Below are 18,325 nucleotides of genomic sequence, written 5' to 3'. Positions count from 1 at the left end.
CAGAGAAGAGTGATTAGTATACATTAAGATAACTTTCTATTCCCTATACCGAAACTCTGAACAGCATCAGCTATATTGCTTAGTAAGCCCATATTGTCCTCAGTTGCGTTTTGTTGCATCTTAAGTACTAATGATGCAATACTAAGATTCTTTAAATCTTCAGTTGTGATATTAAACTGACTTGCATAGTGCTTAATATTATTAAATAACTCACCTTGACTGATAGTAGAACCATCACCTAATAAAGCAAGTTTAATATCTTGAGCATTCTGACTCTTGTCGATTAATTGGTCAAATCCTTTTGCACGAGTCACTTGATTGATAATGTTTTCGAAGAACATTGTTTCTCCACCTACGATATCAATCTTAGCAGTCTGAAGTGCAGAAGATAATACGTTAGCTTGTGATTGAGCAATGTCTTTTTGGATTGTGATAGCAGCCAATTCCACTTCTTTTTCTTTCTGAAGTTGAAGTTTGAACTCTTCGTGTTCTTTACCTACACCATCCATTTGCTTCATAGCATTTGCTTTCTCTTTTAATCCTTCAGCATCTGCTATTGCTTTTTCTTTCATCACTTCTGCTTCAGCCAATCCTTCTTTTCTCTTCGCTTCTGCTTTCGCTTCGATACCAGCTGCCTCAGCAGTTGCTATACGTTGTATTTTAGCAGCATCTACGATACTTTGTTGTTCTACAGCCTCTGCTTTTGCTTTGATTACTTCTGCCTCAGCTAATCCGATAGTAGCATCTTCACGAGCTTTTGCATCTGCAAGTATCTTACGTGCCTCAGCTTGTTTAATAGAAGCTTCTTTCTCTGCTTCTGCTTCGATTAGCATTTGTTGAGAGATTTGCTCTTGAGCAGATTTTTTAGCTTCTGCCTCTTTCACTGTTCTGATTAAGTTTTCTTCTGCTTGTCTACTTGCTTGAGTGATACCTACTTGTTTCTCTCTTTCTACAGCGCGTAGTGCTTCGACGTCTTTGATATTTTGTTGTTCTTCCACAACTCCTTTTTCAAGCTGTACTCTTTCGCGAATAACATCTTGTATAGTCTTTTTCTCTTCCTCTACAGCGCGTTCTTTGTTGATTTGAGCCAATGTTACGATACGCTCTCTTTCAGTTTGTTCTAACGCTCTGTCTTTTTCTACTCTTTCTGTTTCCACAGCATCAGTACGCTCTTTATTTTTAGCAGCGATGATTACTTGACGTAGTTTATTCTCTTCTAATACAGCTAGACTTTCTTCAGTAGAGATGCGTACACTCTCAGATTTAAGACGTTCTTCTTCACGTACCTTTTGAATCTCAGCTTCTTCACGAGCGCGGATATTATCCACTTCTCTGCGTTGTTTCTCTTCTTTTTCTGATAACTGTCTTTCGAGTTCTAAGATAGCTTCACGAGCTTCCACGTCTTGCTTCTTGATTACCTTTTGCTCATCTCTACGGATAAGATTAGCATTGATGTTTTGTAATGCAGTAAGTTCAGTAATCTTTTTGATACCTTCAGAGTCAAGAATGTTCTGAGGATCTAAGTAAGAGATATTTGTTTGTTCTAAGTAGTCAATAGCACAGTCATCTAAGATGTACCCGTTTAAGTCTCTACCTATGATATTAATAATCTCTTCTCTAAACTCTCTACGAGCTTCGTATAATTCGATAAATTCAAATTTCTTACCTACTGTTTTTAAAGCTTCAGAAAACTTCGCTTCGAATATGTTTCTTAGCGTTTCTACATCACTTGCACGCTCACAACCTAATGTTTGTGCCACATTAATTACGTCTTCTATAGACTTGTTAACTCTGATAAAGAAAGCTACTTTAATATCTGCACGAATATTGTCTTTACAGATAAGACCTTCGTTTTGCATTCTATCGATTTGTAGTTTTTTTACAGAGATATCCATAATCTCCATTTTATGGAATACAGGAATTACATAAATACCTTTGTTGAAAGCTACTTTAGTTCCTCCAACCCCAGTTCTTACTATAGATTTACCTTGTGGTATCTTCTTATAGAAAGATGCAAGTATTGCAAAAAATAATAATACTAATAGAAAAAGTGCGCCTATAATAATAGCTATTAATGTCCCTAGACCAAACTCACCCATAGATTTTAGTGTTTATAGTTAATAATTAATGTATTCTTCTTACTTGGAAGATATTTTCTTTATCACATTTTTTAATGATAATGACTTTCTCTCCATATTTTATTTGGTTACCATCTGTACTCTGTACCAATATCTTGATTGGATCTTGATCGATGACTACCTCCATATTTCCTTGTTTATCTGCAGTGATACTTGATAACATAACACCTTCTTTTCCGATAAAGTCTATTGCCTTCTCTCCGTGATAGCCTGTATTTTTTAAAAACTTAACTAGCGGAAGTGTAGCATAGTGTGTTAAGATAATCGCTATAAAAGAAAGTGGAATTAATATTAAAACAGACCAAAAACTTAGATTCACTACTTTAGGGATTGTAGTAGTTAATAATGTACCTGCCCAAGTAAAGAATTTAAAGATGGTTAATACAATCATGAAAGGGATCTTCCCTACATTCATAAACTCAAGTATCTGCATAAAGATACTTGGCTGACGTACATCTACATGATCTGCTACATCCACCTCTTTATCATGAGTAATGTCTAGATGACTTTGTTGCAAATCAAAGTCTGTATCTACATCTGCATCTATGTCTATGTCAACATCTATTTCAGGGTTGACATCCATATCAATATCAAAACCATCAAAACCTCCTAATAAAGCCGAGAATATCCAATAGATAAAGGTTATCCCCATTAATACGCTCATAATAGCGTTTGGAAGCGGATTGAATAAATGATGAATTATTTCTGTCATTTATGAATAGCGTATTATATTAATATGTGTTTAAAATTTACCAAATATAACTTAATTTTAAGAAAGTGTTCTGCTTTATTTTGACAATATTATAACATGAACGAACAATTTATCCTTTTAGGATACCTCTTTTGAGAAATAGGACTGGGATATACTTATTTCTATGATACCAAATAGAATAATTGCAATCTTATGAGTGATTATTTATCTGTTTTATTAAAAGGAATAAGTTGCATGGATTGACATTGTAGTTCCAACTCCTCTAGTATAGTCAGCGTGAATACCTCTGTATTGACTTACTGGCGGATAGTAGGTTTTATTGAATAAATTGTCAATGCCAAGTGAGAGTGACCAATGGTTATTAGGTTTATAATTTGCACTAAGGTTAAATAGATTGACTTCACTTATGGGACCTTGTCCGTTTTTATATTTTCCATTGATGTTGGGGCTAAAGTGTTTTCTATTTCCTGTATTTATCCAAAATAAGGATAGAGTAGCCTTATTGAATGGAGTATATGTAATAAATGCAGTTGCTTTATTAGGCGGTATTCTATCTCCTCCTAGATATTCTAAGATGCCTTTTTTATTCTCTGTTTTTCCTTCTATAGTGGTGAAAGTACCACCCATTTTTAAGCTCTTCATTACTCTAGCCTCTAAAGCTATTTCGAAACCTTTAATCTTTTCAGGTTCTCTACTAGGCATCAGATATCCTCCGACATCTATAAGGTTAATACCATATTTAGAAGTGCTGATATAATATGAGGTTTGTAGTGAGAAAATGCTGTATTTACTAGAGAAACCTATTTCGTAATTATTAGTAATCACAGGGGAAGTCTCTAAATTATTCAGCGTATTAGCATCTGCTCTTCTCAATATTTTTCCTACTTCATTGAGGGAAAAACCTTGTGAGTAACTGATAAATGGATTGAAGTAATCATATTTAGTGTATCGGATACCTGCGTTAAATACTGTGGCTCTATAAGTTAGTTTACCTCCATTGACAGCTATAGAGCCTTCGTTATTAGGGCCTGTTGATATAGTGGTGTAATCATTGATTTTTACATTCGAATTTTCATAACGAATCCCTCCTTTAAAGATAAAGTCATCTAATATATCTATCTTTAACTGTGCATAAGGGGCTATGCTTAGCATTTTCATTTGGGGAGTTAATATTCTACCATCTGTGAGGTCTTGCATAGTCATATCACTGAGTAGATCAAAACCATAAGTAATTTCAATAGGAGTATTATAAAGCGTAAAAGGAGTATTAAAGTTAGTTCTCATTCCTTTCTTTTTTGATATTATCCTAGTTTGACCTGGACCATACCAGACTGTTCCTTTCGGTACATAACGATTCATCGATTGAAAGGAAGTGATGTAAGCACTAATGTCTAATCGGGTATTAGCATAAAGTGCATCGTTAGTATAGGTCAGCATAGCATTGTGATTGTATGGTGTACCTACTGGTTTTCCACCTTCACTACCTCTTATGCCTATAGCAGGCTCCTGTCCATAACGTCCTGGTTTCGTTTTGTACTTCTCATCTTGTACGGTAGTGTAATAATTGTAGAGTAGTTGTAATGAGGAGGAATCATTGAGCTGATAAGATAGTTTTGTGAAGATGTTTCGCTCATAAGAATTAGATAGACCACCCAGTTGTCCTAATGGCAAGCCTTCACCATCTCTTTGTAAGCCATTGTATTTAAGATGCCCACCTATAGCGTAGCTGAAGTTATTTATTCTACCTGAGAAGTACTGTCCTATTTGATAGCCTAAGGTTCCACTACTGTGATAAGGGTTAAAGGTAGTACCTATTTTAGTTTGCCCACTTAGTGGTTTGTTGCCTACATCTTTTCTAGTAATATAATTGATAATACCACCCGCAGATCCATTGCCATAGATAGACGTTGCTCCTTTTCTTACTTCTATTTTTTCGATAACATAAGGATCTAGAGAACGTATACTCCGGGCTCCATTCATTAAAGGGAGAGATTGTGGAATACCATCTATTAAAACTAGAAGAGGTCTTCCTCTCAGTGTCTGCCCTGTATTGGCTACTTTATTAGTAGCTGTAGCGAGTCCAGGTACTGTATTACCTAAGATATAGCTGATATTACTATTAATATCACTCTGTGTTTCTATTTCTTGTTTGGTAAGTATCGTTACAGAAGAGGGGACTGTAGAGATGTGTTCTGGTTTTCGGCCAGCAGTAATGATAATTTCATTTATAGTCTCAGGATTAACAGTAAGTGTAATTGTAAAGTTGTTAATCGTATCTTTTTGTAACTCAAGTGTCGTATAGTAATCAGCGTAATCAAAGACTTTTAACCTTAAGTCAACAGTAGAAGAATGAGTATCTGTTAGGGAGAATATACCAGTATCGTCAGTAATACCTACATTTTGATTATTTATCTCTACAACTACATTAGGAACAGCATGACCAGAAGGATTTTTTACTTGAAGATTTAAATGCTGTGCCTGTGAGAGCATTGATAATGAAGAGAATAGTGTGATGTAGAGTTTCTCTTTTCGGGAGGATAGTAATTTCATAACTTATTTATTTAGAATTATTCTGAATAAATTTATACAAAAGCATCACTTTATTAAAAAAAACAGACCGTAAATTGAGAGGCATATGTAGTTAAAGTTTTGAATAGTAGATGTTTAATTTTGATTATTTCACAGTTATTATAAAATGAATAGGGCCACCTTTATAAGGCGACCCTACTATTATAGTATATGATATCAGCGATTAGCTCAATCCTTCTATTAATCCATCTACTAAGTCAATTCTTAGCGCTTGTGGTGATTTTGGCAATCCAGGCATACGCATAATATCTCCTGCTATAGCCACGATGAACTCAGAACCTCTATTGATCACTAAATCATTGATTACAATGTCAAAATCTTTAGCTACACCGTATGCTGTTGCATCTGCAGAGAATGAATATTGTGTTTTGGCAATACATACTGGATATTGATCCATATCTGTGTTTTTTAGTTGGGCTAATTTCTTTTTAGCAGCAGAGGAGAACTCTACTTTATTAGCTCCATATATCTTCTTAGCGATATTCTCTATTTTTACAGCTATTGTTTCACTGTCTTGATAAGGGAAGTGAAGAGGTTTACTCGGGTTGTTTGCTATTGTGTTTACAACTACTTCAGCTAGGGCTTTAGCGCCTTCACCACCTTCTACGAATGCATTGTTAATCGCAAATCCAATGTGGTTATCCTTACAGTATTGCTCCACTATTTGTAGTTCCTCTGTATCATCAGTTGCATATTTATTGAAGGCAACTACTATGCTTTGCCCATAAGATTTAATATTCTCTACATGCTTAGCTAAGTTCTCTAATCCTTTGCGGATACCATCTGTATTTTTAGCTTTGATATCTTCGATAGCTACACCACCGTGCATTTTTAATCCTTGCGCAGTAGCTACTACCACTGTCAGTTTTGGTTGTAAACCAGATTTACGACACTTGATATCAAAGAATTTTTCGGCACCTAAGTCTGCACCAAAGCCTGCTTCAGTGATAACATAGTCTCCATAGCTCATAGCCATTTTAGTAGCGATAACAGAGTTACAACCATGTGCAATATTAGCGAATGGTCCACCGTGAATAAAGGCGGCAGTGTTTTCCGTAGTTTGTACTAAGTTAGGATTAAGTGCATCTTTTAATAGTACCGTAATAGCTCCAGCTACACCTAGATCTTTTACTGTAAACATACTTCCGTCATATCGATACCCTAATAAGATATTTTCGATTCTGCGTCTAAGGTCTTCTATATCTGTCGCCAGACACATAATAGCCATAATCTCAGAGGCTGGAGTAATGTCAAATCCTGATTCTTGTGGTACTCCATTAGCACTACCTCTTAGCCCAGTGTTGATATAACGCAAGCTACGGTCATTCACATCTAATACTCTTTTCCACAATATTTCTTTAATTCCGTTTTCATTAGCTCTATTCTGATAGATATAGTTATCAAATAAAGCACTTATCGTATTATGAGCTGATGTGATAGCGTGAAAATCTCCTGTGAAGTGTAGGTTGATATTCTCCATAGGCAATACCTGAGCATATCCACCTCCTGCAGCTCCACCTTTCATCCCAAAGCATGGACCTAAGGAAGGCTCGCGTAGAGCTACTACAGCTTTCTTACCTATTTTATTTAACCCCAACGCTAGACCTATAGATACAGTAGTCTTACCGATACCTGCTTTAGTAGGAGTGATTGAAGTAACTAATATTAAATTTGACTTATTGATGTTCTCTGTATTCATAGCATCTAGAGGAACCTTAGCCATATACTTTCCGTAAGGGATAAGCTCTTCTTCATTTACACCGATAGAGTGTGCTACATCTTGTATTCTCTTTAACTCACATTCACGAGCAATTTCGATATCTGTTTTCATTTATAATGATAGTTTGTGTTATTGAAGAGTAAAGATAAGGTTTTTTGTAAGGGCAATTATCGCTATTGTACTTAATTAAAGAAGGTATAAGTATTATGGCGAATTGTGTAATGAAAACCAGGACATATAAGTCGAAACCATAATTCTAGGATTCAATTTTTAGATTGCTTCTAAAAAATTAAGTGTTTTATTAAATTCATATCTGTGTAGTGTAAATGGTTTAATTACTGAAGTGTTTTATTATTTTTTATATCTAAATAATAACATATATCTTTACAACTTTAATAATATATTGTTTTATAAATGAAGACTGAAGCACAATTAATAGAAAGAAGTGGTAATAAATGCGAACTATGTGAGGCAACTGGACATTTAAATGTATATGAAGTACCACCTGCAGCAGCTAATGAAGCAGATAGAGAAATCTATATTTGTGATACTTGTTTAGAGCAAGTAGAGAAGAAAGCTGAATTAGATGCTAATCACTGGCAATGTCTGACTACATCAATGTGGAGTGAATTTCCAGCTGTACAAGTAGTAGCTTGGCGTATGCTGAACCGTTTCCGTAACGAAAGTTGGGCAGCAGATAGTTTAGAGATGATGTATTTAGACGATGAACTTTTAGAGTTTGCTAAACTTACAGGAGATCATACAGGGGATGGAAGTGTAGACCTTCACAAGGACTGTAATGGTAATGTATTAGTAGGAGGAGATACTGTGACATTAATTAAAGATCTTGATGTAAAAGGATCTACTATTAATGCTAAGATCGGTACTGCTGTTAGAAATATCCGTTTAGTACACGATAATACAGAACAAATCGAAGGAAAGATAGATGGTCAACAAATCGTTATCTTAACCAAGTTCGTAAAGAAACAAGCATAATAAGCATATACTGATATAACAGCCTCTTTGTTTTAGACTTAGAGGCTTTTTTATTGGCTTTTGGTAGCGGTGAGTCCGTAGTGAGTCCGTTATGAGTCCGTAGTGACTCCGTTAATTCTCGATAAATAACGCAGTCATTACTTAGGTGTTATAGTAAGGTAATGCTGATATTACAAAGTAAATAGGTACGGTACTAGATGAAACTAGAAGCCTGAGAGAGTCTTGGTGATTATGTTGAGAGTATATTTTAGTAGCATGAGAGGATTAGAATAAACTTAACCAAATAGGAACACTAAATTCTTCTAAGAGATGTGCAAGTTTAGTCTCTTTATAAGTTTCTCTTGTGAGCCACTTTGCTTCTGCTATTTCTGAAGCTACTTCTAGCGTTTGATGATTGATTATAATATGATAGATATGAGCTTTCACTATAGTATTCTTTTCATTCACAGCTTCTGTACTATGTGTACCCAGTAGGGTTAGTTCATTTGTGTTTACTGTTAAGTTTAGCTCTTCTTTTAACTCTCTTACTAAGGCTTGTTCAGGAGTTTCTCCTTTTTCGATTTTACCACCTGCCATCATATAATAGGTAGACGTTTTTTTGCGTACAGTCAGTAATCGGTTATCTTGATCTGTTATTAATGCTGATGCTAAATATAGAATAGTAGGAGTTGTCATATTAGACAGTTTTTTAAAATGTAAAGATAGTATTATTAAAAATAACTGTTCAATCATGTTTTGCGAAACTTTATCTTGAGTAAAACAGTACAAAAAGGTTAATTAAAGAAGAATAAGTACTAAAATTAAATGGTTAATATTTAAATAATTAGTCGTCCATTTAGTAAAGTTTATTACTTTTACCAACGAAATAAATGAATTACATATATCAATCGACTTAAATGATAAAAAAAATATAAGTTTGTTGTGAAAATATGTTTTTCAATAAAAAAATATTTTATCTTTATTCTATCAAAGTAATACTTAGTATAGAATAAGATTTAGTGTATTACATTAGTTTTAATTTTTAAAATCCGTAAGCCTGATAAGAGGCGAAAATGAACATCACAATGGTAAAAGAAGAATTTACTGCATTATTTAAAGGGTATAAAGTACCTAATGAAATTAAAAGTTTATTGGAATTTCAGACATCTGAGAATATTCCATCTTATTATTCTAACGCTATCTATTTAATAGACGAGGATCCAGGAATCATCGAATCTATTTCAGAAGAAGAAGAATTTGTAAATTCGTTTGTTCCTTTTGCAGAGGCTAATAGTACTGGTAGTATTTTTGCTTTTTGGGTACAGGATAAAGCGGTAAAAAGTTTGGATAACTGTCCTATCGTTGTTTTTGGTGATGAAGGAGGAGTTTTTATCGTTGCTAAGAATATCAAAGAGCTATTACAGATATCAGCTTATGATGTGGAAGCAGTTGTGTTTATGGAAGAATTCTATTTCCCTGATAAAGAGGAACTGATAGAAGAAGGAGAATTCGATGCTGCAGAGTTCAATAAAGAATTCTTAGATTGGCTTCGTACTGATGCGAAATTAAAACCAATTCTTACAATAGAAGCTATAGATGAAGTGATTGCAAATGCACAAGATCAATTTGCTGATGAGTTAGAGCAATTTATAGCAAAGTTTGCATAAGTATAAAAGAAATAAGATAAGTATAATGAAAAGAGAGGAATTTCCTCTCTTTTTTGTTATAGATATGTTAATAAAAATAACTATCTTGCTCAACAAAATAAAAAAATATGGAATTTAATCAATTTGAAAATCAAGTTACAGAACAACGTGAGAAGCCTAATAACTATATGGGGCTGTCTATTACTTCTACAGTATTAGGTATGTGTTCTTTCTGGTGTATTGGGTTAATATTAGGTATTATCGCTATCGTAATGTCTAGTCAGTCTACTAGTAAATATAATAATGGTGAGTATGAGGCTTCTGTTAAAGCAGCTAGTACAGCGAAGAAATTAGCTTTAGTAGCTATTTTATTATTTGTAATCGCTATTGGTAAAGCTGTTTTTGATATTGTGAGTGCAGGTGGTATTAATGCATACTTCGAAACAATTATGGAGCAAGTGAGAGCAGCTCAAAATATGTAATAGACTATAATGAAGAATTGGATACTTAGAATCATATTTCTAATAATTCCTCTTTTTGGATTATATTATTACTATCAGTTTTTTGGGAGTGGTGATAATGGTGGTCTATCGTGTATGTTCTATCGTGAGACAGGGTGGTTATGCCCTGGGTGTGGAGGACAGCGTGCCTTGCATGCATTACTACATGGACATTTTAGAGAGGCTATAGAATATAATGTAATGATATTAGTATACTTTCCTCTACTTGCTTTTTTATATATAGCATTAGTGGAAGTGTATATTGTAAAGAATGATAAGTTTTTGCAGAAATATGCTATTCCGAATTGGTTTGCCTATTCTTTTCTAGCACTTATTATTGTATTCTTTATAGTCAGAAATATATGGTAAAGTAAAAAGCCCCTTAGTTAATCTAAGGGGCTTTTGTATTTATAAGAAGATTAGGTTCTTATTTATCTTTAAAAGTGCGTAGTTCATTTTTATATACATAGTATATACTACTTGTGATAGGGTCTATTTCGTATAGAGGTCTATTGTTATCAATAGCTATTTTATCTACTTCTTTACCGTCTTTCTTTCTCACTTTGACTAGTTGTGTAGTTTCTCCTTCAGTACCTCTAGCGAATACATAAGCGTATTCAGCAGTTTGTTTAAGAGCATTAAATCTACTTTGTACCAATGGAGTGATAGTACTATTCAGGTCATTCATAAGGGACTGTTGAGTATTTAGTGTTTTTTGTGCTTTAGCACGATCTTTCTCACTGAATACATAGTCTTTGCTTTCTACTACTTGACCATTAGCATTGCGATAAGATACAGAATAGGTCGCACTTGTTATGGCTTGGTTTTTAGTATTCATAGCCCCCATATAAGCATTACCAGCTATAGACGCTGATTTTAGTAAACGTCTTCCTGCTTCTCCTGGTTCTTTATACGTGTTGTGGTATATAATATTTCCATCTTGACCAACTCCGATAACATCGTTTTGTCCAATGATACAGATTACACCATCGATGACTTCTAGACTAGTAGTTAAATTGTCGTTATATATAGTTAATAGACGTTGTCATTAAAAGTGTATGGAGTAAAGTTTTATTGTGTTTTTTTTAACAGAATTGATTCAGAAAAATGATTGTATTATTTTTTATCTAAAATTTCACTATTTATCGAATAAAAGAGACGAAATAATAAGCTCTTATAGCTGCAGTTTTTTTTATTATATTGAAATATGTTTAAAAAAAAGCTGTAGTTTGGAATATTATTGCCGAATATTTATTTATTCTTTTTTACTTTTACTTATTTGATATTGTTAATTATTGTCGTAGTTTTATATATTATTTAGATCAGTGTTGTGTTAAAGTGACTTTATTTGACATTTTTTTGATTATATTTTTCTGTTTTAAAACAATGGCAAAATAAAAAATATAGAAGTTTAGTGTTCTGAGGTAAAAGTGTGAAAAAATAAAGTGATGTAGGGTATTGATATATTTTTAAGAGAAATTATTTTTAGGAAATAGGAGATTTTATTATTCGTTTTTTTTAAAAAATAAGAAAAGGGAATGAAAGTTGTGGTGTGTAGTTTAGAACGATATGAGTTATCTATCTCTGATATAGAATAGAAGATTGGTTTAAAAAAGTAGAAGTTGATTAATTATAATTATAGTAACCATGAAAAAGGTATTTAGTTTAATGTTCGGTGTATTGTTAGCATTTCAAATGCAAGCTCAGACTAAAGGAGCTTCAAATACATCAAAGGATGAACCTCGTGTGATTATCCTTGCAACAGGAGGAACAATAGCAGGGTCAGGAGAGTCGGCAACGAAGGCAGCTTATACTGCAGGTAAAATTCCGATTGAGAATCTTCTAAATGCTGTACCTGAGATGCATAAGTTTGGCAAAGTTAAAGGGGAACAGATTGCTCAGATTGGTAGTCAAGATATGAATATTGAAACTTGGTTGAAATTAAGTAATCGTATTAATGAGATATTCGAGAAAGACGAGGCTGATGGAGTAGTGATCACTCATGGAACGGATACCCAAGAGGAGACTGCTTATTTTTTAGAATTGACTATTAATTCTAATAAGCCTGTGGTATTAGTGGGAGCGATGAGACCTGCGACAGCGATGAGTCAAGATGGGAATAGAAACTTATTAGATGCTGTGATGGTGGCTGCATCTCCTGAAAGTAAAGAAGCAGGGGTGGTGATTGCAATGAATGAAGCAGTATTTGCAGCTAGAGATGTCACAAAAACAGTGACAACTAATATGGCTACATTTCAATCTAGAAATTTTGGACCAATAGGATTGATCTTTGATGGGAAAGTGAGTTACTACTATAAAACATTGAGATCTCCAGAGAAGAAGTTTAATGTAAAGGGATTAACTAAACTTCCTCAGGTAGAAATCGTTTACGGTTATGCTGATGCTAGTCCTAGAGCAGTGACTGCTGCCAAAGAAGAAGGTGTAGCTGGTATAGTATACGCTGGTATGGGGAATGGTAACTTTAATGCTCCTGTAGGAGATGCTTTAATAGCAGCTGCAAAATCAGGTATTATAGTTTGTCGTTCAGCAAGAGCTGGAGCAGGTAGAGTGACTTTATTTAATGAGGTGGATGATAATGCGCTTGGTTTTGTGGTAGCAGATGATTTAAGTCCTCAGAAAGCTAGAATCTTATTAATGTTAGCACTTACTGAGACCAAAGATAGAGCTGTGATTCAAGATATGTTCTTCAAATATTAAAAGAGATAAGTTATAACCATTAATATAAGAGGAGCGCCTACTGAATGTATATACAGTGTAGCGCTCCTTTTATATAGAATCTATACTAAAGGTATAATTAAAATTTTGTGGCTATGTTACTATTACAGTTCTGCATCTTGATAGGAATGATTCTTATCGGATCGCAAATGAAAGGAATTGGTCTTGGTGTTATGGGAATGGTTGGCTTAAGTATATTCGTATTTGTATTCGGTATGCGTCCTGGTGACCCTCCTATAGATGTAATGCTTGTGATTATGGCAATTGTGTCTACAGCTGCTACACTTCAAGCCTGTGGTGGACTTGATTACTTAGTACAATTAGCGGAAAAAGTGATTCGAAGTAACCCTTCTAATATTGTGTTTATCGCACCATTTACGGTTTATTTCTTTTGCCTTTTTGCTGGTACAGCGCACTTACTATATTCTTTATTACCTATTATTTCTGAGGTAGCAGCTAAAAAGAGAATTAGACCTGAGCGCCCTTTAAGTATATCAGTTATCGCTTCTCACTTAGCTATAACAGGAAGTCCGATGAGTGCCGCGACAGCTGCTTTTGCAGGAGCTAGTATTTTAGCTTATCAAGGAGCTTTGATAGATATTATGAAGGTGTGTATACCAGCTTGTCTTATTGGTATTTTAATAGGTTGTTTATCTGTTCTTAAGAAAGGGAAAGAGTTAGAAGATGATCCTATATTTATTGAGAAGATGAGAGACCCTGAGTTTGCTAAAAGTCTTGATGCAGACGAGGTAGGAGAGAAAAAAGAGTTAAAAAAAGGAGCGAAGAGTTCTGTTGTTATATTTTCTATAGCAGTGTTATTAATTGTTCTAGCGGGTGCTTTTCCTCAATTACTTCCTGTGTTTGAACCTGGGGCTGCAAGCTTAGTGCTTAAGGCTAATGGAGAACTACAGATGGTAGCAGTGATAAGTATGATTACATTGACTGCGTCTGCTCTAATGATGATTACGACCAAGACAAGTGCTATAGCAGTGACAAAGGTTAGTCTCTTTAGTTCTATGGCTACTGCGGTAGTCTCTGTGTTTGGGGTAGTATGGATGAGCTCTACTTTTATGGCGCATAATGAGGTGGTGATAAAAGCATTTATGACCGATGTGGTTTCTGCATATCCGTGGACTTTTGCTATTGCTGTATTTATTTTAGGTGCCTTGATGTTTAGTCAAGCAGCTACAACTAAAACGATGATGCCTCTAGGGGTGTCTTTAGGATTGTCTAATCCAGCGTTGATTGCAATTTTCCCAGCAGTAAATGCGGATTTCGTATTACCAGGTTATCCAACATTGCTAGCAGCAATTAATTTTGATAGAACAGGAAGTACTAAAATCGGGAAGTTTGTAGTGAATCACAGTTTTATGATTCCAGGGTTAGTTGCTATAGGTGTTGCAGTAACAGCCGGTTTCTTATTAGGAGCTATATTATTATAAAAAATGAAGAATTAAATAAAAAAAATGAAAATGAAAAAGGCATTATTATTAATGACGATGTTTGTAAGTGCGGGAGCAATGGCTCAGGAACCGCAATCTTCTACAGACACAATTGTAAAACCTATTATCCCCGTCGAGAAAGTAGGATTGTTAAAAAATATAGACGTTCTATTTCATACTAGAGTAGGGTTTGAGAGTTATTTTGATAACGGAACTTTTACAAACTCTGAGTTTGATAATAATCAAGCACGTATTGAGATAAAGGGGAAAATACATGATCGAGTGTATTTTAGATTTAGGAATAGATATACTCAGAAATCTGAAATAGGAACTAAAGATCATATCGAAAGAGGGGTTGATATGGCATTTGTTGGAATTTACCTTGATCCTAAGACTAGATTAGACATTGGTAAGATGAGTACTGACTGGGGAGGATTTGAGTTTGATTTAAATCCAATCGAGATTTTACAGTATAATGATATATTGCAACATGCTGATAATTTCTTGACAGGAGTTGGGGTTACACATACTCTGGATAATGGGCATTCTTTTGGATTGCAAGTGCTAAATTCTAGAACACAGCATTTTGAAGACCAGTATCAGGATTTTGATATTACTAATATAGAAAAAGCAAAAATGCCTTTGGCTTTTGTTACGAATTGGAGAGGTAATTTCTTTGGTGGTAAGTTCCAAACAAATTATAGTTATAGTTACTTTCAAGAAGCCAAAAGTAAAGTGATGAACTATGTGTCCCTTGGTCATAAGTATCAAGATGATAAATTAACCATTATGTATGACTTCCAGTATAGCAAGGAAGATCTAGATCGTAAAGGGATGGTTAGTTATATGGTGAATAATACCTTAGCAGATGGTGTTAAAGGACATGTGAGTGAAAATGTAGCTTATATGGATAACTGGATTAAGGCAGATTACTTAGTTACTCCTAAGTTAAATTTATCATTAACATTGATGACTAGTAACGCTTATGGTAAGAATATAGAGAGTACTACAAGTGGTACAGATCGCTTGAGAACAAGTTATGGTTTTATACCAACAGTACAGTATATACCATTTAAGGATATTAATGTGAGGTTCTTTGTGTCTTATGTAGGAAGATATTACAATTACTCATCTTATGCTAAGAATAATTTAGGATTAGAAAATTATAATACAGGAAGATTGACAATAGGATTTGTTGCTCCTTTATTGATACTATAATAAATATGTCATAATAATAAGTATAAGCTCTAAGTCTACTGACTTAGAGCTTATCTTTTTTATAGGAGTAGGTCAATAGTGCCTTACTATATATACTATAGTACAATATTAAATATATTTCGCCCTCTAGCGTTACGTATATATAGTATAGATATGCCTAAAGGCTATAACCTTTAAAAAAAGACAAAAAAACTTTCGATCGTAAAAGGTGGTATAATAATGAGTTATGAAATACTTTTCAAAAACATTGAAAAAAAGGTAAAGATAAGTTTGGAAGTAAGAGAAAAGATACTACTTTTGCATCCGCATTAGAGAAGTAGTTGCTACGGTAACGATGTCTCGAAGAGCAGACGATCATAAACAAAAATTGAAGCAAGAGCGACTAAAAAATAAGCTTTAAAAAATTTACAAAAATAAATTTGGATAAGTAAAAAATAAGGTAGTATCTTTGCAGTCCGCTTCAGTAAAAACGGGAGTTGAGCGAAAAAATAAAGAAAAATATTTTCTTAAAAAGTTTTGCTAATTCAAAATAAGTTTTTACTTTTGCACTCGCTTTGAAAAACAAGTGAGGCTTAGAAATAAGAAGACAACGTTCATAAACATATTGGATTGACAGCATACAAATAAGAGAGTAAGGCAAATCGAAAAGATTTGGAATTATACTTTTTTAATTTACGAAATTAAAAATATACGATGAAGAGTTTGATCCTGGCTCAGGATGAACGCTAGCGGCAGGCCTAACACATGCAAGTCGAGGGGTAGAAAGAGCTTGCTTTTTTGAGACCGGCGCACGGGTGAGTAACGCGTATGCAACCTACCTTATACAGGGGAATAGCCCGAAGAAATTCGGATTAATGCTCCATGGTTTATCGATATGGCATCGTATTGATAATAAAGATTTATCGGTATAAGATGGGCATGCGTATCATTAGCTAGTTGGTGTGGTAACGGCATACCAAGGCAACGATGATTAGGGGTCCTGAGAGGGAGATCCCCCACACTGGTACTGAGACACGGACCAGACTCCTACGGGAGGCAGCAGTGAGGAATATTGGTCAATGGAGGCAACTCTGAACCAGCCATGCCGCGTGCAGGATGACGGTCCTATGGATTGTAAACTGCTTTTGTACAGGAAGAAACCTCCCTACGAGTAGGGACTTGACGGTACTGTAAGAATAAGGATCGGCTAACTCCGTGCCAGCAGCCGCGGTAATACGGAGGATCCGAGCGTTATCCGGAATTATTGGGTTTAAAGGGTTCGTAGGCGGTCAGATAAGTCAGTGGTGAAATTTCTTAGCTTAACTAAGACACGGCCATTGATACTGTTTGACTTGAATAGTATGGAAGTAACTAGAATATGTAGTGTAGCGGTGAAATGCTTAGATATTACATGGAATACCAATTGCGAAGGCAGGTTACTACGTACTTATTGACGCTGATGAACGAAAGCGTGGGGAGCGAACAGGATTAGATACCCTGGTAGTCCACGCCGTAAACGATGGATACTAGCTGTTCGGTTTTCGGACTGAGTGGCTAAGCGAAAGTGATAAGTATCCCACCTGGGGAGTACGTTCGCAAGAATGAAACTCAAAGGAATTGACGGGGGCCCGCACAAGCGGTGGAGCATGTGGTTTAATTCGATGATACGCGAGGAACCTTACCAGGGCTTAAATGTAGATTGATAGATTTGGAAACAGATTTTTCTTCGGACAATTTACAAGGTGCTGCATGGTTGTCGTCAGCTCGTGCCGTGAGGTGTCAGGTTAAGTCCTATAACGAGCGCAACCCCTATTGTTAGTTACCAGCGCGTAGTGGCGGGGACTCTAGCAAGACTGCCGGTGCAAACCGTGAGGAAGGTGGGGATGACGTCAAATCATCACGGCCCTTACGTCCTGGGCTACACACGTGCTACAATGGCAAGTACAGAAAGCAGCTACCTGGCAACAGGATGCGAATCTCCAAAGCTTGTCTCAGTTCGGATTGGAGTCTGCAACTCGACTCTATGAAGCTGGAATCGCTAGTAATCGGATATCAGCCATGATCCGGTGAATACGTTCCCGGGCCTTGTACACACCGCCCGTCAAGCCATGGAAGCTGGGGGTACCTGAAGTCGGTGACCGCAAGGAGCTGCCTAGGGTAAAACTAGTAACTAGGGCTAAGTCGTAACAAGGTAGCCGTACCGGAAGGTGCGGCTGGAACACCTCCTTTCTAGAGAATAATTATAGAAGTATGATACTTTACTCTCGCTGTTAATACCAAAAAAAAAGAATAAAAGAATTAAGTAATACAGAGTCTCGTAGCTCAGCTGGTTAGAGTACTACACTGATAATGTAGGGGTCGGCAGTTCGAGTCTGCCCGGGACTACTAATTTACTAATTTGAAGGAAATACTAGAGGTTAAACTAACCGCCCAAAAGTTACTGTTAACTGTAAGCTGTTAACCAAACACTAGATATGGGGGATTAGCTCAGCTGGCTAGAGCGCCTGCCTTGCACGCAGGAGGTCATCGGTTCGACTCCGATATTCTCCACTACGGCATAAAATCAAAACTGGTTTAATTATCAGTGGCGATTCGCCACAAGTTCATTGACATATTGATAAAACTTAACTAACAAAACAGTTAGAAAGAATAAAAAAGATATAGAAATAT

Annotated in this window: 13 protein-coding genes, 2 tRNA genes and 1 rRNA gene; 10 read left to right on the top strand and 6 right to left on the bottom strand. The window is 35.3% G+C overall.

Annotation, left to right across the window (positions count from 1 at the left end):
* Positions 1-23 precede the first annotated feature (23 nt).
* The 4 genes from E0Z07_RS01240 to E0Z07_RS01225 all read right to left on the bottom strand — a co-directional run bounded on the left by E0Z07_RS01240 (position 24) and on the right by E0Z07_RS01225 (position 7,270).
* Positions 24-2,099: a flotillin family protein gene (locus E0Z07_RS01240; RefSeq protein ID WP_006261927.1), complete on the bottom strand. Its 2,076-nt coding sequence runs from the start codon at positions 2,097-2,099 to the stop codon at positions 24-26.
* A gap of 25 nt (positions 2,100-2,124) precedes the next feature.
* A complete protein-coding gene (locus E0Z07_RS01235; protein ID WP_006261925.1) occupies positions 2,125-2,850 on the bottom strand; it encodes an OB-fold-containig protein in 726 nt (241 codons plus the stop codon).
* Between the two features lie 216 nt (positions 2,851-3,066).
* Entirely contained in the window at positions 3,067-5,400 is a 2,334-nt protein-coding gene (locus tag E0Z07_RS01230) for a TonB-dependent receptor (RefSeq protein ID WP_016650495.1), read from the bottom strand.
* A 202-nt stretch (positions 5,401-5,602) separates the two neighbouring features.
* The gene (locus tag E0Z07_RS01225; protein WP_006261923.1) at positions 5,603-7,270 is read right to left on the bottom strand and encodes a formate--tetrahydrofolate ligase; all 1,668 of its coding nucleotides are present in this window, start codon (positions 7,268-7,270) and stop codon (positions 5,603-5,605) included.
* Positions 7,271-7,573: 303 nt separating this feature from the next.
* Between E0Z07_RS01225 and E0Z07_RS01220 the strand changes: the two genes are divergently transcribed.
* Entirely contained in the window at positions 7,574-8,155 is a 582-nt protein-coding gene (locus E0Z07_RS01220) for a PhnA domain-containing protein (protein ID WP_006260179.1), read from the top strand.
* A 264-nt stretch (positions 8,156-8,419) separates the two neighbouring features.
* On the opposite strand, the gene E0Z07_RS01215 is transcribed toward E0Z07_RS01220, so the two are convergent.
* Complete coding sequence (locus E0Z07_RS01215; RefSeq protein WP_006260178.1) at positions 8,420-8,830, bottom strand: NUDIX hydrolase; 411 nt, start codon at positions 8,828-8,830, stop codon at positions 8,420-8,422.
* Between the two features lie 389 nt (positions 8,831-9,219).
* On the opposite strand from E0Z07_RS01215, the gene E0Z07_RS01210 reads away from it, so the two are divergent.
* The 3 genes from E0Z07_RS01210 to E0Z07_RS01200 all read left to right on the top strand — a co-directional run bounded on the left by E0Z07_RS01210 (position 9,220) and on the right by E0Z07_RS01200 (position 10,649).
* Positions 9,220-9,801, top strand: a complete 582-nt coding sequence (locus E0Z07_RS01210; protein ID WP_006260177.1) for a hypothetical protein — start codon at positions 9,220-9,222, stop codon at positions 9,799-9,801.
* A gap of 107 nt (positions 9,802-9,908) precedes the next feature.
* Complete coding sequence (locus tag E0Z07_RS01205) at positions 9,909-10,262, top strand: CD225/dispanin family protein (protein WP_006261922.1); 354 nt, start codon at positions 9,909-9,911, stop codon at positions 10,260-10,262.
* Between the two features lie 9 nt (positions 10,263-10,271).
* Complete coding sequence (locus E0Z07_RS01200; RefSeq protein ID WP_006260175.1) at positions 10,272-10,649, top strand: DUF2752 domain-containing protein; 378 nt, start codon at positions 10,272-10,274, stop codon at positions 10,647-10,649.
* Between the two features lie 58 nt (positions 10,650-10,707).
* Here E0Z07_RS01200 and E0Z07_RS01195 read toward each other — a convergent pair whose 3' ends face one another.
* Positions 10,708-11,118, bottom strand: a complete 411-nt coding sequence (locus E0Z07_RS01195; protein ID WP_225581972.1) for a hypothetical protein — start codon at positions 11,116-11,118, stop codon at positions 10,708-10,710.
* Between the two features lie 809 nt (positions 11,119-11,927).
* On the opposite strand from E0Z07_RS01195, the gene E0Z07_RS01190 reads away from it, so the two are divergent.
* The 6 genes from E0Z07_RS01190 to E0Z07_RS01165 all read left to right on the top strand — a co-directional run bounded on the left by E0Z07_RS01190 (position 11,928) and on the right by E0Z07_RS01165 (position 18,205).
* Entirely contained in the window at positions 11,928-12,998 is a 1,071-nt protein-coding gene (locus tag E0Z07_RS01190; protein WP_006260173.1) for a type II asparaginase, read from the top strand.
* Between the two features lie 113 nt (positions 12,999-13,111).
* Positions 13,112-14,458 (top strand): anaerobic C4-dicarboxylate transporter family protein, encoded by a 1,347-nt coding sequence (locus E0Z07_RS01185; protein WP_006264384.1) that lies wholly within the window; start codon positions 13,112-13,114, stop codon positions 14,456-14,458.
* Between the two features lie 30 nt (positions 14,459-14,488).
* The gene (locus E0Z07_RS01180) at positions 14,489-15,676 is read left to right on the top strand and encodes a porin (protein WP_006260171.1); all 1,188 of its coding nucleotides are present in this window, start codon (positions 14,489-14,491) and stop codon (positions 15,674-15,676) included.
* 690 nt (positions 15,677-16,366) lie between these two features.
* A 16S ribosomal RNA gene (locus tag E0Z07_RS01175) occupies positions 16,367-17,884 on the top strand.
* A gap of 82 nt (positions 17,885-17,966) precedes the next feature.
* Positions 17,967-18,040 (top strand) — tRNA-Ile (locus E0Z07_RS01170).
* Positions 18,041-18,131: 91 nt separating this feature from the next.
* A tRNA-Ala gene (locus E0Z07_RS01165) sits at positions 18,132-18,205 on the top strand.
* The last annotated feature ends 120 nt before the right edge of the window (positions 18,206-18,325 follow it).

Source organism: Myroides odoratimimus (genome assembly GCF_004337635.1).
GTDB classification, from domain to species: domain Bacteria; phylum Bacteroidota; class Bacteroidia; order Flavobacteriales; family Flavobacteriaceae; genus Flavobacterium; species Flavobacterium odoratimimum.
The sequence above is the reverse complement of the archived record's forward strand: the minus strand, read 5'-3'. Positions and strand labels throughout refer to the sequence as shown.

Bases quoted from the DNA above. Each gene is read 5' to 3' on its own strand.
- E0Z07_RS01185 (WP_006264384.1), top strand. From the start codon at position 13,112: ATGTTACTATTACAGTTCTGCATCTTGATAGGAATGATTCTTATCGGA.
- E0Z07_RS01220 (WP_006260179.1), top strand. From the start codon at position 7,574: ATGAAGACTGAAGCACAATTAATAGAAAGAAGTGGTAATAAATGCGAA.
- E0Z07_RS01215 (WP_006260178.1), bottom strand. From the start codon at position 8,830: ATGACAACTCCTACTATTCTATATTTAGCATCAGCATTAATAACAGAT.
- E0Z07_RS01230 (WP_016650495.1), bottom strand. From the start codon at position 5,400: ATGAAATTACTATCCTCCCGAAAAGAGAAACTCTACATCACACTATTC.
- E0Z07_RS01240 (WP_006261927.1), bottom strand. From the start codon at position 2,099: ATGGGTGAGTTTGGTCTAGGGACATTAATAGCTATTATTATAGGCGCA.
- E0Z07_RS01205 (WP_006261922.1), top strand. From the start codon at position 9,909: ATGGAATTTAATCAATTTGAAAATCAAGTTACAGAACAACGTGAGAAG.
- E0Z07_RS01235 (WP_006261925.1), bottom strand. From the start codon at position 2,850: ATGACAGAAATAATTCATCATTTATTCAATCCGCTTCCAAACGCTATT.
- E0Z07_RS01195 (WP_225581972.1), bottom strand. From the start codon at position 11,118: ATGAATACTAAAAACCAAGCCATAACAAGTGCGACCTATTCTGTATCT.
- E0Z07_RS01200 (WP_006260175.1), top strand. From the start codon at position 10,272: ATGAAGAATTGGATACTTAGAATCATATTTCTAATAATTCCTCTTTTT.
- E0Z07_RS01210 (WP_006260177.1), top strand. From the start codon at position 9,220: ATGGTAAAAGAAGAATTTACTGCATTATTTAAAGGGTATAAAGTACCT.
- E0Z07_RS01225 (WP_006261923.1), bottom strand. From the start codon at position 7,270: ATGAAAACAGATATCGAAATTGCTCGTGAATGTGAGTTAAAGAGAATA.
- E0Z07_RS01190 (WP_006260173.1), top strand. From the start codon at position 11,928: ATGAAAAAGGTATTTAGTTTAATGTTCGGTGTATTGTTAGCATTTCAA.
- E0Z07_RS01180 (WP_006260171.1), top strand. From the start codon at position 14,489: ATGAAAAAGGCATTATTATTAATGACGATGTTTGTAAGTGCGGGAGCA.